The sequence below is a fragment of the Aquamicrobium sp. LC103 genome (assembly GCF_001014615.2).
Classification (GTDB): domain Bacteria; phylum Pseudomonadota; class Alphaproteobacteria; order Rhizobiales; family Rhizobiaceae; genus LBCQ02.
In genome coordinates, this window is sequence record NZ_LBCQ02000009.1 from 30,525 (window position 1) to 45,718 (window position 15,194).

The 15,194-nt window shown below is 58.7% G+C and carries 16 protein-coding genes and 1 pseudogene; 1 reads left to right on the forward strand and 16 read right to left on the reverse strand.

The features are described from left to right. The 12 genes and pseudogenes from virB10 to XW59_RS29375 form a co-directional block, all read right to left on the reverse strand. Positions 1–1,164, reverse strand: coding sequence for a type IV secretion system protein VirB10 (gene virB10 / locus XW59_RS17645; protein WP_047146710.1), 1,164 nt, complete (start codon positions 1,162–1,164; stop codon positions 1–3). 8 nt (positions 1,165–1,172) lie between these two features. Further along, positions 1,173–2,024, reverse strand: a complete 852-nt coding sequence (virB9, locus tag XW59_RS17650; RefSeq protein ID WP_047146711.1) for a P-type conjugative transfer protein VirB9 — start codon at positions 2,022–2,024, stop codon at positions 1,173–1,175. Further along, positions 2,024–2,695, reverse strand: coding sequence for a virB8 family protein (locus tag XW59_RS17655; protein ID WP_047146904.1), 672 nt, complete (start codon positions 2,693–2,695; stop codon positions 2,024–2,026). The genes virB9 and XW59_RS17655 overlap by 1 nt, the downstream gene beginning before the upstream one ends. Positions 2,696–2,849: 154 nt before the next feature. Further along, a pseudogene (locus XW59_RS29655) lies at positions 2,850–2,957 on the reverse strand (type IV secretion system protein VirB7); the annotation flags it as partial. A 70-nt stretch (positions 2,958–3,027) separates the two neighbouring features. Further along, a complete protein-coding gene (locus XW59_RS17665; protein ID WP_047146905.1) occupies positions 3,028–3,918 on the reverse strand; it encodes a type IV secretion system protein in 891 nt (296 codons plus the stop codon). A gap of 8 nt (positions 3,919–3,926) precedes the next feature. After that, positions 3,927–4,163 (reverse strand): EexN family lipoprotein, encoded by a 237-nt coding sequence (locus XW59_RS17670; protein WP_047146712.1) that lies wholly within the window; start codon positions 4,161–4,163, stop codon positions 3,927–3,929. Continuing rightward, positions 4,160–4,861, reverse strand: a complete 702-nt coding sequence (virB5, locus tag XW59_RS17675) for a P-type DNA transfer protein VirB5 (RefSeq protein ID WP_047146713.1) — start codon at positions 4,859–4,861, stop codon at positions 4,160–4,162. The genes XW59_RS17670 and virB5 overlap by 4 nt, the downstream gene beginning before the upstream one ends. Further along, positions 4,858–7,242 (reverse strand): VirB4 family type IV secretion system protein, encoded by a 2,385-nt coding sequence (locus tag XW59_RS17680; RefSeq protein ID WP_047146714.1) that lies wholly within the window; start codon positions 7,240–7,242, stop codon positions 4,858–4,860. The genes virB5 and XW59_RS17680 overlap by 4 nt, the downstream gene beginning before the upstream one ends. Next, a complete protein-coding gene (locus XW59_RS17685) occupies positions 7,217–7,555 on the reverse strand; it encodes a type IV secretion system protein VirB3 (RefSeq protein WP_047146715.1) in 339 nt (112 codons plus the stop codon). Before XW59_RS17685 ends, XW59_RS17680 begins: the two co-directional genes overlap by 26 nt. Next, complete coding sequence (locus XW59_RS17690; protein ID WP_047146716.1) at positions 7,552–7,851, reverse strand: TrbC/VirB2 family protein; 300 nt, start codon at positions 7,849–7,851, stop codon at positions 7,552–7,554. Before XW59_RS17690 ends, XW59_RS17685 begins: the two co-directional genes overlap by 4 nt. 16 nt (positions 7,852–7,867) lie before the next feature. Next, entirely contained in the window at positions 7,868–8,521 is a 654-nt protein-coding gene (locus XW59_RS17695; RefSeq protein WP_246666125.1) for a transglycosylase SLT domain-containing protein, read from the reverse strand. Position 8,522: 1 nt separating this feature from the next. Beyond that, positions 8,523–8,933 carry a hypothetical protein gene (locus tag XW59_RS29375; RefSeq protein ID WP_170990171.1) on the reverse strand — a complete coding sequence of 137 codons (411 nt, stop codon included), beginning with the start codon at positions 8,931–8,933 and terminating at the stop codon, positions 8,523–8,525. Positions 8,934–9,180: 247 nt separating this feature from the next. Here XW59_RS29375 and XW59_RS17700 point away from each other — a divergent pair, with 247 nt between their 5' ends. Continuing rightward, on the forward strand, positions 9,181–9,483 hold the full coding sequence (locus XW59_RS17700) for a MarR family transcriptional regulator (RefSeq protein WP_246666126.1): 303 nt from the start codon (positions 9,181–9,183) through the stop codon (positions 9,481–9,483). Positions 9,484–9,934: 451 nt separating this feature from the next. Here the strand turns inward: XW59_RS17700 and XW59_RS17710 are convergent, their stop codons facing one another. From XW59_RS17710 to XW59_RS17725, 4 genes are read right to left on the reverse strand one after another with little or no spacing between them, the layout of a single operon-like run. Further along, positions 9,935–11,554: an ABC transporter ATP-binding protein gene (locus XW59_RS17710; protein WP_047146720.1), complete on the reverse strand. Its 1,620-nt coding sequence runs from the start codon at positions 11,552–11,554 to the stop codon at positions 9,935–9,937. Between the two features lie 2 nt (positions 11,555–11,556). Further along, the gene (gene ggt, locus XW59_RS17715) at positions 11,557–13,161 is read right to left on the reverse strand and encodes a gamma-glutamyltransferase (protein ID WP_047146721.1); all 1,605 of its coding nucleotides are present in this window, start codon (positions 13,159–13,161) and stop codon (positions 11,557–11,559) included. Continuing rightward, positions 13,158–13,919, reverse strand: a complete 762-nt coding sequence (locus XW59_RS17720) for a glucosamine-6-phosphate deaminase (RefSeq protein WP_052958228.1) — start codon at positions 13,917–13,919, stop codon at positions 13,158–13,160. Before XW59_RS17720 ends, ggt begins: the two co-directional genes overlap by 4 nt. Next, positions 13,916–15,097, reverse strand: a complete 1,182-nt coding sequence (locus XW59_RS17725; protein WP_047146723.1) for an ROK family transcriptional regulator — start codon at positions 15,095–15,097, stop codon at positions 13,916–13,918. Before XW59_RS17725 ends, XW59_RS17720 begins: the two co-directional genes overlap by 4 nt. Between the last annotated feature and the right edge of the window lie 97 nt (positions 15,098–15,194).

Below are 15,194 nucleotides of genomic sequence, written 5' to 3' on the forward strand. Positions count from 1 at the left end.
CTACTTCCTGATCGGATCAGATCGCGGATGAAAATCTCCCTTCACGGCGCGATCGTAGATCATGTTCCGCGGTTCTCTCACCCGCAGTCCATAAACACCCGAAAAGTCCAGATCTCTGGCCACGAAGATCGATACGAGCGATCCCTGATGCTTTGTAAGTGTGGGAGGGATATTGATCGACTGCTCGACCGCGATCGCCGCGGCATCGTTACCTGCGTTCATTGATCGTTGTGCGGCCATGTCACTGCGCTGCAGTTCCTGGCTTGCCCATGCAGTGGTATCTGCAACCACCGACAGCAGTAACGCGCTGCCGAAGCGCTCCCACCAGTGCGTGTCGACATGGCCATCGAAACCTGCGCGCCCCAAGGCGTCAGTGGCGGGAGATGCCAAGGTGACGATTACTCCGGCTGGGGTCTTGGCACGATTCCACAGAACGAAAAGACGACTTTGCCCACGACGCAAACTCCCTCGATACTCTCCGACAAGTTGAGTGCCTTTCTCCATCAAGACGACGCGGCCATTGTCCGAGAGAACGTCGCGCGTGACGATGCAGCTGACGAAGCCTGGTTGATCCGACGAGAGTGCCGTTTCGAGCGCGCAGGGAATAGACGTTCCCATGGCAACGACGAAATTGCGATTGCCGAGGTGCGCCGCTTTCGAACCTGCCAGTGCCGTTGGTGTCAGCATTCCGTTGAACCGTTCATCCTCGCCTTCGACGCTGTCACCTGTCATTGTGTCGTCAAACGCGCTGAACTCCGGATTCGTCGACTGCTCCGCGGCAGCCGGCAGGCGATTTGGGGTTCCGGTTTCTCCCGCCTGAAACGCCATTACCGGTGCGCGCCGCGCAGCGTCGAGAAGCTCGTCGGCAAGTGACGCGTCCGCGGCGACCGGTGTAGGAAGTTCTATCTCCGGCAACGGTTCTTCAACCGGCATCGGTTCCTCCCTTGCTGGTTCGAATTGCGTGGTCTGTCTGATCGCGGTCGGCCTTTCCCGAGCACTTTCTTCATCCGGCTCGGATCGCATCGAACACATCGCAACGCCCATGAAGGCAATCATCGCGGCGACCACGACACCACGCTTCAGCAACTGATTGCCGCCACCCTTGCCAGATGCTGACGTTTCCGCACGCTCGCCGGGGATGATGATTTCAGACGTATCAGACATTAGGCCTCCTAGAGAGCGGGTCGGGGAGTCTTCAAAACACGTTCGACCGACGGAGAGGTGGTGGAGGTTCCAGGGTCGATGCCGATCGGTGAATAGGCCTCGTTGAAGATGCACAGTGTGTCGGCACCTCGCCTGAGTATGAATTTACGAGCAATGGCGTGAACGAGAACCAGGTCACCCTTGACCGTCTTCGGCACCAGGCTCTCGGTCCCGTCCGAATTCTCGATATAGATGGTCGGCATCTCGTGGTTGCCGCTGAACGCGAAGGTCGTCACCTTTCCGTTGTCGTAGACCGCCCTGGGCTCAATCGCCGCCGAGCCTTGTGCCGAATACCTCCAGTTTCGCGGTCCGTATTGCTCGTGATACCCCAGCACTTCATCGGCATAACCGGATTCAGCAGCGCGATCACGGGCTTCTCGCTCGCGCCGCAGCTGTTCGGCCTCGTCGGCGGGATAGCGATACTTGACATAGAAATAGGTGTCCTCGCCGACGGTGATGGCTCCCTCGCGCGCCACCAGCTCCATCTGATAGCTGCGTTTGGATCCGTCGCGCCGTGTCGTCACGACCGAAATGTTGGTGGTCGGCTGATTTTCACGCGGCTTGAGGAAAAGGATATGACCGGCCGGTGCCACTTCCCAGGCAACCGAATTGCCGAGCGCGACATGTGCAATCTCTTCATCGGGTGCAAACTCGATTTGAATCGAAGAGCGAAGCGTTCCGACGATACGAGTGACGTTGTAGGGCTGATAATTGATGAAGCGCACGCGATTGTCGCCTTGAGCGCCCGTCGGCACCTCCAGCGCCAGTGCAGGGCCTGACACCAGTGATGCCGCTATGGCCGCGAAAACTGTTCTACGCATCAATCGAAAGCCTCCGGATCGGCCCGATACTCGCTGACGATGAAGCCCAGCGGATTCACCAGCCGATCGCTCGCGGACATCGGGGCATTTGCATAGGAGTAGGTGATCGAAGCCACCCAATGGGTGGTAAGAACGTCGTCGCCGCGTGTGATGGTGCGTATATAGCGAACGGAAATGACGTTCGCGCTGATCAAGGATATGGATTTGATCGTGATTTTAGCCGATGCATTGCGTCCGTAGACGTTCTGCGGTGATTGCGGGTTGCTTCCGCGATATTGAGCGGCGAAACGTTGCTGCTCCGCAGGGTTTGACAGGAGCGACGCAATCTTGAAGTTTTCTTCCGCTTCCGACCAGACATAGCCTTCACGCGCACGCACGTAGCGGGCGGCGAAATACTTGGTTACGGCCTCTTCATATGTCCCTGCCGTCGACGTAAGTGCCGACACCACGTCAACGATCCCGGTGGAATTGTCGACACGTATGACGAAGGGTTCGACGGTTTTCAGCGGTGTCAATTGTGCCACGGCAAACACGGAAACAATTGCAAGGCCGCTCGCCACAGCGGCCGCGCACCATGCAAGACGCCGCGAACGCTCCGCTTCCACCAAGCGGTCCTGGTCGAAACGCCGCGCCTTGTCGAAATATTCCTTGAGATCGTCGGCCGTCACCACCATGCGCCTATCCTGTCTCGCAGTCGCGATATGAATCGGCATCGTCGGGTCGCAGGAGCGCGATCTGCTTTGTCTCGACACCTGCAGCTTTCGCGAAAGCGAGGGCAGGCATCATCGTGTCTGTTACAGCGGGCCGCGGGTACTCGAACGACAGGCTGGGTTCGTTCCATTCCCACATGGAGCGATTGAGCGGGCGTTTTGCATAGCCATCGCATTTGGGTGGGGGAGAGTTCAGCGATGCACAGCCTGCTGTCACACACATTAATCCAGCCAACAGAAAGGGACGTATGAAGTTCACGTTCTGGTACTCCCGATAGCGAAGACGGCTATGCTCAGCGACCGGCCAGTTTTCGCCAGCCGTGACCGATGCTCCTCACAATGGTGTTCTGGTGACCATCGCGCGAGGCGGTGTAGCCGTAATTGAGTGATGCCCCACCGGCGGCAAGCGCGGACGCGATACCCGGCAACTGATAGAAGACATAAAGCGACGCCAATCCCACCGCACCCACGGCGATCGGACGCATCAGCACGTCGCTGTATGTTTCAACCGTCGTGAACATCGTGGCGAAGCTCGAGACCAGCAGCGAACCGATCGCGACCACGAGCACCTGCAAGATCACGAAGTTGGCGAGTTGGGCAATCCACGCCTCGGTGAAGCGGCGGGTGCTTTGGAACATCGCCAGGGCGATGAAGATGGGTCCTATCGCAAGGACGATCGCGAGTGCCACCCGGGCGTAGAGCGAAACCACGTAACCGATGGAGGCGACGATGAAGGTCACGACCACGACGACGAGGCCGGCAATGCTCGTCAATGGATCGACCGGCCACGCCGCTTGCGCCCAAATATCGTTGGCCGCGCTCTGGCCCTTGTCCAGAAGGCTGTCGAAGGTCGTGGCGCTCGGCGCTCCTGCCGTGTTCAGCGCTTCTGACACTTCCCTCGGGAGAGCGTCGAAGAACACGCTTGTCACATAGGCCTGATACACGGCCGCATCCCTGACCAGCATCAGGATGATGGCCAGCTTTATCGCTCGAAACGCGAAATCCATGACCGGCTCCTGGACGGAGCCGCGCAGGACCAGAAAGCCGTACAAAATGACATAGAGCGTCAATGCCGCGCCCAGCGGACCTGTCACCCAGCTGCTGATGCCGCTCGTTCCTGAATCGATGAAGTCCTGGAGCGGAGCAGTAAACTGGCTGTCGAGGAATTCGAAGACGGTGTACATGAGCGGCATCAACCTCCCAACGCCTTCTTCATGCGCTGGAAGCGTGCCTTTCCTTCCGCCTCCTGTGCGTTGCGGCAGTTCGGCGTATGGCCAAGTTCTCCGGGGTTTTCGCGGCAACGCGCGATGTGATGCGCGCGCAAGACGTCATCGGCGACCAATTCGCTGACGGTCAATGTGCGTTCCCCCGGCTGCTCGGAACAGGCTGCCATTGCCGACAGGAGAATAAGAGCGATCAGGCACCTCATGGCGACAAGGCCGAGTTCATCTTGTCTATCCGCCTGCGCCAATCCTCCGCCTGGCGCTGTTGCTCGACCTGCAGCTGAGCCTGCTGGATCATGTGCAGGCCTTGCATGCGCAAGAAGTCTGTCTGCAAGAACGCACTTTCGGCCTGGATGCGCGCCTGAAGATCAGCGATATCCTTGGCCTCATGTGCGTTCGATATTTGCCGTCGCAACTGATCGATACCGTCGATGCGCTTCGTTGCGGCGTCATAGATCTGCTGCCCGAGGGCCAACTGCCCGGCATTGCGATTTTGCGCGCGCGCCAGCTCTTGCGTGTAAAAGTCGTTCGCCGAAATCCGATAGCTTGAGTTTCTCTCCAGAAACCTTGCAGCCGCGTCGCCGAAAATGTCCGCCCCGTCGCCGCCAATCAGGCTCTCGATTTCAGCAAAATCATCTGGAAGTGCATTGCGGATTGCAGGTTGATTTAAGACAGAAGCCACATCGGCCATATTCGTCACCTTGTTGAGCGAACCCAACAGTTGGTCAGCTTGTGCTATTTGCTGATTCAGGGCATCGAGCTGGGACTTCAGCTGAGTGATGCTTTCGATATGTTTTAGGATGGCGGCTTTATCAATGACGGGCATTCCCTGGGCGTCAGCGTCGCCGGTCGACAATAGGAAGGCCACAAAAGCAGCCGATAGAGCGGTTCGAGTTTGGGTCATTCAGCGCTCCTTTGCTTGTGATAGATCGGCAACCAGATTTCGGGATCATCACCGACCTGCGCCCTGATCGCGTCGGCGAGTTCGGTATTGAGTGTGCGCCCGGAAAGAATTGCGAGTTCGTCATCGAGCCCGTCGAGATTGAGTTCGGCGACGACGCTGTTGTGCCCCTGCTTTACGAGGAAGCGTCGGCTCTCGATGGAAAGCTCCCGCGAAATCAGCTCGAATTCGCGGCCCGTCAACTTGAAGCCGCCGACATAGTCCTCCTGGGCACCACGTGGATTTGGCATGAATATCTGGGTCGCGCACTGTTCGATGATCGTGTGCGCGATAGGAGATTTGATAGCGTCGCGAAGACTTTGGGTGGCAAACAGCATCAACCCGTTCTGCTTGCGGATCGTCTTGAGTTTGTTGTGCGCCAAATCCCGGAAATCATCATCATCAAGCGCCTTCCAGAACTCGTCGATGACGATGATGATCCGCCGGCCGTCGATCAGCTGCTCTATCCTATGAAAGAGATAGGCCATCATCGGTGCACGGATTTCCTCATTGTCGAGGAAGTCCGTCATGTCATAGCCGAGGATTTTTTCACCGATGCCAATGTCGTCGGTGTCGTTGTCGAAAACCCAACCAAGCGGACCTCCTTTTTCCCAGCGGTGCAGTCGCGCGGCGAGGCCTTCTGGATCGGTATTGTCGAGGAATGCGCGTAAAGCGCCGATGGTTCGGCGCTCGACGGGAAGATCAGCCAGGCCATCGATGCCTTGAGCAAGGTCGCGCGTTTCAGCAACTGTCAGTTCCCTGGATTGGGTGTCGATCAGCTTGGAGATCCAACGCGCCAGAAAGACCCTGTTATCCGGCGTAAATTCTAGCCCTTTCAAAGGTGCGCATCCGGTAGGCCGGCCGGTTGGCAAAGGCAGGTAGGTCCCCCCAACGGCGCGCACGAACAAATCTGCGCCCCTGTCTTTGTCGAAGAGAACCACATGCGCGCCGAACTTTTCGCATTGTGCCAAGATGAAGTTCAGCAGCGCGGTTTTACCCGATCCCGACGGGCCGCCGACGAATGTGTTTCCCAAATCGCCATGATGGAGATTGAGATAGAAAGGCGAACCGGAAGCCGTTTTGAGAAGTGCGACTGCCGGACCCCATTCATTTCCTTCTTGTTGGCCTGCCGGGTAAGAATGAAAGGCGGAAAGTCCCGCAAAATTTCTCGACGTGATGGCACCTGATCGAAGTCGATAACGGAAGTTTCCCGGCAGCTGCGCCCACCAGGCCGCCTCCAAACCGAGGTCCTCTCGGGCAACCAGCGCGCCACCGTTGGTAAGGTGCATGCGACACTTGGCCAGATTTTCCGTGAGTTCGCTCACTGTGTCGGCAAACACCGCCAACGTCAGATGATGATCGCCGATGGCAAAACGGTTCGATTCAAGCTCGTCCAATGCGCGATCGAGTTCCTCGATTTGCGAGCTTGCCTTGTCGCCGGCACTCACCATCTGGTTTTGCTTGCGCGCCATCACCTTTCTGGCGTCCGCTTTGGACAGAAACGAGAAACTCTGTGTCAGGATCAATTCGCAAGGGACGGTGAGCAGCCCATCGACCATGTCCGGACGTGTCCGCGCGGGATATTCCTTGAAGCCGAACATGCCGGCAAAGCGGCTTGCGCCTTCGTGCCGGACCTCAATGGTCTCTCGACCAACAATGATGCGATCCGAGTAGATCGCGGACGATATTCTGCCATGTGTCAGCGGTACCATCTCTCGACGTCCGCCGACCAGTTGATGCAGCACCTCGCTCGGCTCCGAAAAGATAAGGCCGTCCCGTTCCGCTAGCGACAGAACGCGAGGTCCGAAGCGTTTGAGCCCTGCTGAAACGTCAGCGACGGCATCTTGCAACCGCTTGAGGTCGTCGAGATCGAATTGGAAACGGGCCTTCCAAGGCTTGCGCAATCTCGATATGAAAGCGGCGAACCTCCCGGTAAGTTCGCTGTCGGGACTCCAGAGCAGACTAAGATAAAGATCATTGCGGAACAGGTCCGCACCGACCATTCGCGTGCGGTATGCCTCGTTCAATCCGCGCGAAAAGCCGCTTTGAAATTCGCCGCCCGGATATTCGTTCTCCCGCCGGCGAATGACATGCGCCCAAAGGGCCAGCCGCTCATCGGCGACATTGCGGTAAAGGGTGTTCAGGTCCCGGGTCAAGGCATTGAGGTCCAGCGGGTCCGCTGTCTCGAACGACACACCATCGAGCGCGATCATCGCCAGAAGGGCGCCCGAATCGAGCGCTATCGCCTTGTCGTCGACATGACGGACATAGGGGATAAAGGTTTCTGGTTCGAGCTCGCGTTTGCGAGCGCCCGCAATATCAAGCAAGTTCAAGATCCCTTTCATCGTAGCGCCGCACCAATTTGAGTGGGGTCAAGCTCGACCCGCCCCAAAAAAAGCCGTTTCGCGCCCGCCCTCGGGTTTCGACCCAACCAAGCAGAATTCGAAACATGTTGTGGTCGTGTTTAACGAGCGCCTTGAAGATGAAGTGGAACATTATGCCGACCAGCGCGTAAGCCACGGACCCCGCAGCGAGATAGAAGATCGTCGTACAGATCATGTTGATCCCCATGGCCTCCATGGTAACGCCGGCAACCATCGCTGGACGCGTGCAGGCGAGGAACAATATATCTTCGTCAAGTTCTGGGACCTTACTCACGTGCCACCGCCCGCAAGCCCGTTGACGACTTCGTGGGCACCGAAGGCAATACCGATACCCAGCACGCAGTATGCGGCCTTGCGCAGGTCCATGAACCCGAACATCCAGGTAATGCCAACGATGATGACGGCAATAATGGCAAGGAGGCGCGTGACGTTGCCTTGCAGCATGTCGACGATGTTCTGCAAAACATTTTCGACGCCAGACTGCGCGAAAGTCGGCTCGATCATTGCAAGCCAGAACACCGCTGCCATTGCCGTGGTGGCGGGCTGCCTGAAACGAGCTTCGCTGGTCATCCTTGGAACCCCCTTGCTAGTCCGAAAACACCAGAACGGAGGAGCCGCGGCCTGAACTGAAAACATCCCACGGACGACTTGACGCGGCTGGCGCCTGTCCAATCGCCTTTTCATCCGCGACATCAGCCGGGGCGGCTTTTTCCCGATCGTCGCTGCCCGATTTGTTCATGTGGGTTGGAGCGTCGATCGCGATATTGCCCAGCATGAAGCGCAAACGCGCGCGTTCGGCAGCTAGCTGCCTTTCGTAGCCGACAAGCTTTCCGATCAGAGCGTCCCCGCGCCCGTAATAGGCTCGAAGCATCAGGGTCTCGGCGTTCTTACCCGTGGCTCCTTGCCGGATAGCCTTCCGGTAATGCTCCACAAGCAGCGCCGCGGTCGCCTCAAGATTGGAGCAGGGATCGAAGGAATCCGCGATCGACATGCCAAGACGGACGAGATCTTTGGAACTGACACCACCAAGCCCCAGATCGATATCAAATCCGGTAGCGGCCAGCATCGAGGCCGTCTCGATCGCCTCAAACCTGGATTTGGGTTCTTCTTCCGGTAGTCGATGATCGGAATTAATCCTTATCGCCAACGACTGAAAATCGCTTTCCAGGCTCACGACAGCTGCCAGCGTCTCGACGGTGATTTGTGGCGCGCAGTGTTGTGCCAGATCGACGAAGTCCACCCTAGACTCCGCGGCTATGGCCGGCCTTTTCGACGCCGGCATCGATGCATCCTTGCTGAACCGGGATGTTTCGCCGTGCCACCACGATTTTTTCTTGGCTCAGCCACTCATCCAACCATGCTCCGCCCGCGACGTGTTTGTCGGTATGGCGTTTTCGTTCCTCACGGCACACGCGGCGACAAGTGCAATCGTTATTTGGGTCGGGTGATCCGCGAACGAAATCGGTATGACTGCCGAGTTCGACGAGCGGCAAAAAGTTCAGGCCGCTGTGATGATGGGATTTGTTTCGTATTGAGATGGAGCCGGCGCCGCCGGGTCTCGCGATCGAGCGGCTTGTCGAGCGGCAAAACTCCGGTAAGCGGCCGAAAAGCGCGCACTTTTGCGCTGCCTGGGGACGAAGCCCATGGTCCATAGCGCGGTTCTGATCATAATGATGCGCGCCCACTGAAGAAATTATATGTGCTGGAAAGCACAGTAAGGTCGCGGATGAAGATTGAACGAACCGGCATCTCGTCATACTCTTTCTCCCTCTTTCCGCCATTTAGAAATTTGCTCTCGTGGCGATATCAAAGATACGATATACTGAACGATAACGCATAGTAAAGAACATGCCAACCCCCCTGGATTCCCGCTGGCAAAACACCGTTTTTGCGACCCTCATGACGCGTGAGATCATGTCGAAGCCCCTACCCGGCGAGACACCGAATTCACGCTTGCGGCAACTCGGAATGATGAACCTGCTTTATAGTCTGCAAAAAGCGGATACCGCCCTGACGATCACAACGGTAACCGAATTGACCGGTATGACGCGGAAGGCAGCGCAGGAAACGCTAGATCCGCTTGTCGCTCGCGGCCTGCTTTTGGAATCGTGGGGACGTACTTCGCTAGGTCGAGGCAAGGCGCGCCAATATCAAATCGCGCCTGAGATCTTCGACAAGCTTCAAGGAGTGTACGGGGCTTGAACAAAGATGGGCAGCATCTCCATACTGCTCACACTCATTGAGTATCATTTCTCCGCAGCAGGCCTTCATCCTCGCTAGACTAGATCACGAAAGCTTGTTTGGGAAACACTCCGATGAGACCAGTTGCTGCGGTAGGAGCGCAATGACACGTTCACATGAGCGTTTTTCTCGCCACAGGTAAGCTATCCCGCTCGCGCTCGGACAAACAGAGGATTGATATTCTTCGGGCGCATGGGGTTGCCACGCTTCATTTTTCTGCGTCGTAGCCGAAGGCCGTCTGGATCGGCATGCTTAGAGTGCCACCACCGATACCCATCATGGCCGAGATGGCGGTAGCACGATGCCGAGACGACACCGAGCAAACTTGCGATGAAGCCACCCAGCGCACAAGCAAAGATCATGGCTGCTGCAAAGGGCGCGTAGTCGGTCATCAGTTCGGTAGGTATGCTAATTAGATATCCCGATAGAGACGGATGGCGCCGGGTATGGCGGAAAGCAGCGCGCGCGTATACTCGTGTTTCGGATTAGCGAACAACTCGACTGTTGATGCGATCTCCACGATCTCGCCACGACGCATCACGGCGAGGCGGTCACACACCTGTGTCGCTACATGCAGGTCGTGAGTGATGAACAGCATGGCAAGGTTCAGCCTGGTCTTCAGGTTCGCGAGCTGCTTTAGAACCTGCGCCTGAACGGTCACATCAAGAGCGGAAACCGCTTCGTCCGCGATCAGGACATCGGGGTCGAGTGCAAGAGCGCGTGCAATTCCGATACGCTGACGCTGGCCACCGGAAAATTCATGCGGCAGGCGGTCGACGGCATCGGACGATAGTCCGACCATGTCCATCAGTTCCCGCGCCCGCTTCAGCGCGTCACGTCGCGAAAGGCCGCGCGCCATGGGGCCATCGGCAATGGAAAGACCGACAGGCCGGCGCGGGTTCAGCGAAGCGAACGGATCCTGGAACACCATCTGGATGCGACTGCGGCCCTTGCGCAGTTCTTCGCCTGTCATGTCCGAGAAGGACACGCCGTCCAGTACGATGCTGCCGCTGTCCGGTTCGGTGATGCGGGTCACCAGCTTGGCGATGCTGGACTTGCCCGATCCCGACTCGCCGACAAGGCCCAGTGTCTCGCCGCGCGCGATCGAGAAGCTGACCCCATTGACGGCGACGACTTCGCGCACCGGCCCCATCATGCCTGCACGCGAACGGTAGGTCTTGCGCAGATCTGTCACCTGCAGGGCAGGTTTTCCGCCATCTTGGCTGCCGCCGCTCAGCGGTGTTCCCGTTGGCACGGCTGCGAGTAGCGCCTTGGTATATTCGTGTTTGGGGGAGCGCAGCACTTCGTCGACACTCCCCTGTTCCACCACCACGCCACACTTGAGCACGAGCACGCGATCGGCGATATCGGCGACCACGCTGAAATCGTGTGTGATGAACATCACGGCGGTTCCGCGTCGCCGCTGGATTTCGCGGATCAGCTTCAGTACCTGCGCCTGGGTGGTCACGTCCAGCGCCGTTGTCGGTTCGTCGGCTATGATGAGATCCGGTTCCAGCGCAAGCGCCATGGCGATCATCGCGCGCTGCCGCTGACCGCCGGACAGTTGATGCGGATAGGCCTCGAGAAGCTTTTCTGGGTCCGGCAGGCGTACTTCCTTTGCCAGTTCAAGCGCGCGGGCTCGCCGCTCCGCCGGTGTCAGCAGGTTGTGGGCTTCGAAGACTTCGGCAATCTGTTCGCCAACCCGCATCGACGGGTTGAGCGCGGTCATCGGCTCCTGAAAGATCATCGAGATGCGCGCGCCGCGTATCCCGCGCAATTGCGCCTGGCTGGCGGTCAACAAGTCGATGTCGCCATAGCTGACTCGCCCACTCTCGATGTGGATCACCTTCGACAGAAGGCCCATCAAAGCCTGTGCGCACAGCGATTTGCCGGAGCCGGACTCACCGACGATGCAGACGATTTCGTTCGCGTTGAGATCGAGGTTCATCTCCTTCAGCGCAAATTCTCGGTCTGCTCCTGCGGGCAGCCGCAAGCTCAGATTCTGGATAGATACGACTGTACGCTTGTCCATGGTCAATAACCCAGTGCAACCCCGTCTTTGCGATGGTCGGATGCGCCCCACAGAATGCCACGCTCACGGTCGATCCAGATCGCCTGGCAGCCGCCCAGCGGTTCATCCGCCCAGCGTGTCTTGTGCCCGCGCTTTTCCAGTTCGGCCTGCACGTCGGGGGAAATGGTCGGTTCCAGCGAAATGGCACCGTCGGTAAAGAACGAACGCGGCTGATCGCTTGCCATCTGCACGTCGAGGCCATGGTCGACGATCTGCGACAGAATATGGATGTGGCCAAGCGCCTGATACTGTCCGCCCATCACGCCGTAGGACATCACCGGTTTGCCATCGCGCAGCACCATTGCTGGAATGATCGTGTGAAACGGCAGCTTGCCGGGACCAATGGCGTTCGGATGTCCCGGCTTCAACGAGAAGCCAGAGCCACGGTTCTGCAGCAGCACACCCGCCTTCGGCGCATAGACGCCGCTTCCAAAGGCGAAGAAGATCGAGTTGATCAGGGAGATTGCGCTGCCATCGGCATCGACCACGGTCACGTAGACGGTGTCGCGGTGGACCGGCACGTCGAAATCCTCGGCCGCACTCGCTTTCGTCATGTCGATCTTGTTGCGCAGAGACTTGATGAAGGCGTCGGACAGCAACTCCTCGACGGAATGCTGCATATGCTGGGGGTCTGCAATGTAGAGGTCGCGCTGGCGATAGGCCGCCTTCGTTGCTTCTGCAAACAGGTGAATACGGTCGGCGTCGGAAAGTTCGTTCGAGGAGAGATCGAAGCCATCGAGAATGCGTGCCATGACAAGCGCAGCCAAGCCCTGGCCATTCGGCGGGCACTCGAGGATGTCGTAGCCGCGATACGAGGCCGAGATCGGCTTGGTCTCAAACGCCTTGTAGGACGCGAAATCCTCCAACGTGTGCAGGCCGCCAAAGCTCTGCAGCATCGAGACCATGTCTTGGGCCACCTCCCCCTCATAGAATGCCGTGCGGCCCTCCTTGGCGATGCGTTTCAGGGTTTCGCCAAGGGCTGGGTTGTCGAGCCGGTCGCCGATGGCTGGTGCCTTGTCGCCAGGCAGATACTGCTTCACCGAAGCAGGGTAGGGGCGCAGGCGGTCGGCGTATCGTGCCCAATCGAGCGCGACGCGTGGCGTGATGACGAAACTATTTCTCGTCGCGTCGATCGCCGGCTGAAGGATCGCTTCGAGGCCGATCTTGCCGTAGCGTTCGCTGAGCTGACACCAGGCATCCACCGCACCGGGGATCGTCACGGCGTGGACGGAACCGTCCGGGATCTTGTCGAGGCCCAGGCTTGCAAAATGGTTGAGTGTGGCTGCGGCAGGCGCCCGGCCCGAGCCGTTGATAGCGACCGGTGCGGCCCCGGCTTTCGCATAGAGCGCGAAACAGTCACCGCCGATGCCGGTCATGTGCGGGTCGATCACACCTTGCAACGCGACAGCGGCGATTGCTGCGTCGACTGCGTTCCCGCCTGCTTCAAGCACCTTCAGGCCCGCCATGGTCGCCTGTGGGTGCGAGGTGGCAATCATCGCGTTGCCAGCCAGCGCAACCGACTTGCCCGGCTTCATGAAATCCCGCTCGATGATAGTGTCGCTGATCATGATGGCTCCCCGAGGTGGGCGGCGGCTGCGCCGTCGCAGATCACGGTCACATGGTTGTGGAGTTGCAGATAGGACGCCGGGCAGTCGGAACTGACGGGACCGTGGAAGGCTCGCTTGAGAATGTCAGCCTTTCCATTGCCCGTTGCAAGCAGAACGATCCGTTGTGCTTCCAGAATGGTTGCGATTCCCATCGTTACCGCCTGCTCGGGTACTGGTGTTCCTGCCGGGAAGTCTCCTGCGTTTGCATTACGCGTAGACTCGGTTAGCGTCACGACATGGGTGCGACTGTTCCTGTCGGCGCCCGGCTCGTTAAACCCGATGTGTCCGTTGCGGCCAATGCCGAGCAATTGCAGACCGATCCCGCCGCTGTCGCCTATGCGCGCGTCGAACGCTTCCGGGTCTGTCTGCTCAGGAAAATGGAAACGCCCTTCCTCCATGTCGACGTGGTTGAAAAGATTGCGACGCATATAGCTGACGAAGTTGGACGGGTCATCCGATGCAAGACCGCAATACTCATCGAGATTGAAGCTGGTGCTGTTGGCAAACGATAGCTCGCCATCGCGATACCATTCCCGGAACCAGGCATAGACCGGTAGCATGGTGCGCCCGGTGGCCAGCCCCAGAGCCGGCTTGGCGGTTCGCGTGATATAGCGACGCAGTGTTGCCGCGGTTTCGCGCTCCGCCTGTGCCGAGGAATCGCAGCGGATGATTTCCATGACGCCGGTGTTTTCGGGCTTCCTTGCAAGTTGCGCTGTCATGGCCGTCCCATCTTCGAGGGCTCGGTGGTTAGCAGCATCTCACGCAGCAGATCGCGGCTCTGGCTGATTGTGCCCAGCAGGCCGGCACGACGACCCAGCGTGCTGACCACACATTCCGGCGGTGTTGGTGTGCAGAGCGGAATGAAATGTCGAACGCGTCCGACCAGTTCCTCGCGCTCACCGATGCTGCCGCCCATCACGATCCGTTGCGGATCGAGAATGGCGCAGATCGCCACGATGCCGACCGCAATCTGGCGCGCTACTTCGGTTAGCGTTGCACTGGCAATCTGGTCGCCGCGGTCGATAGCATCGAAAATGTCGCGAACGGTCAGCCCCCTCGAGCCGCCGGCACCCTCATAGCGGTCGCGAATGGCGATGCTGCCGACGCTGTGCTCCAGCGCTCCTGCGTGGAAATTGCGTGCATCGAACGGATCGCCACCAATCGGCAGCGTCGAGATTTCGCCCGCAGCCCCGCGTGAGCCTGAAAGCACGCGACCTTCATTGATAATGCCCATGCCGATGCCAGTGCCGATCGCGATGAAGACGAAGCAGGCGATGTTCTGCCCTTCGCCGCGCCACATTTCGCCTTTCGCGGCCATATTGACATCATTGTCGACACGCGCAGGAAATCCGAGCCGCCGCTGAAGATCGTCCTCGATAGCGTAGCCGTTCATCCCGGCAATATTGGGAACCATGAATAGTTGGCGGCGGGCCGGGTCAAACGCACCCGGAATTCCTACGGCACCGGCCGCTATGCGGTTCACAGGCTGGCCCACTTGTGCCGCCAGCGACCGGCAGCATTCGACGATCTGCTCGCCGAACGCTTCTGACCCTGCCTGGGTCGTTGGCTCCTCCATTTCGGCAAGCACAGTGCCCTTGGCGTCCGCAAGCGCAGCATGAACCTTGGTACCGCCGACATCGGCGCCGAACAGCAGCGCCCGGTTTGGCGACAGTTCATAGACGGCGGCGCTGCGGCCAACATTGCCGGAGGTCCGCCCAACCACCTCGATCCAACCATCATCTTCAAGATCGCGAAACACGTCCGACATCGTCTGCTTGGACAAGCCAGACAGGCGAGCGAGTTCCGCGCGTGACACCTGTTCATTGTCCATCGCAGCGAGAATGACCGCGCGCTGGATCTGTTGCCGGGAGGAGAAGGTCTGCGAGGCGAGGATCATATCAACCTGAAATTAGTTCGCGAAATGGACAAACTACCTGCTGAATGCGATCCGTCAACCGGAATTTTATACCAAAAGTAGACCGGAGCGGGTACTA

Coding starts and splice junctions, on each gene's coding strand:
- ggt (WP_047146721.1), bottom strand. CDS start 13,161: ATGATCAGCGACACTATCATCGAGCGGGATTTCATGAAGCCGGGCAAG.
- virB10 (WP_047146710.1), bottom strand. CDS start 1,164: ATGTCTGATACGTCTGAAATCATCATCCCCGGCGAGCGTGCGGAAACG.
- XW59_RS29375 (WP_170990171.1), bottom strand. CDS start 8,933: ATGGACCATGGGCTTCGTCCCCAGGCAGCGCAAAAGTGCGCGCTTTTC.
- XW59_RS17670 (WP_047146712.1), bottom strand. CDS start 4,163: ATGAGGTGCCTGATCGCTCTTATTCTCCTGTCGGCAATGGCAGCCTGT.
- XW59_RS17720 (WP_052958228.1), bottom strand. CDS start 13,919: ATGACAGCGCAACTTGCAAGGAAGCCCGAAAACACCGGCGTCATGGAA.
- virB9 (WP_047146711.1), bottom strand. CDS start 2,024: ATGCGTAGAACAGTTTTCGCGGCCATAGCGGCATCACTGGTGTCAGGC.
- XW59_RS17665 (WP_047146905.1), bottom strand. CDS start 3,918: ATGTACACCGTCTTCGAATTCCTCGACAGCCAGTTTACTGCTCCGCTC.
- XW59_RS17680 (WP_047146714.1), bottom strand. CDS start 7,242: ATGAAAGGGATCTTGAACTTGCTTGATATTGCGGGCGCTCGCAAACGC.
- XW59_RS17690 (WP_047146716.1), bottom strand. CDS start 7,851: ATGACCAGCGAAGCTCGTTTCAGGCAGCCCGCCACCACGGCAATGGCA.
- XW59_RS17710 (WP_047146720.1), bottom strand. CDS start 11,554: ATGGACAAGCGTACAGTCGTATCTATCCAGAATCTGAGCTTGCGGCTG.
- XW59_RS17725 (WP_047146723.1), bottom strand. CDS start 15,097: ATGATCCTCGCCTCGCAGACCTTCTCCTCCCGGCAACAGATCCAGCGC.
- virB5 (WP_047146713.1), bottom strand. CDS start 4,861: ATGACCCAAACTCGAACCGCTCTATCGGCTGCTTTTGTGGCCTTCCTA.
- XW59_RS17700 (WP_246666126.1), top strand. CDS start 9,181: ATGACGCGTGAGATCATGTCGAAGCCCCTACCCGGCGAGACACCGAAT.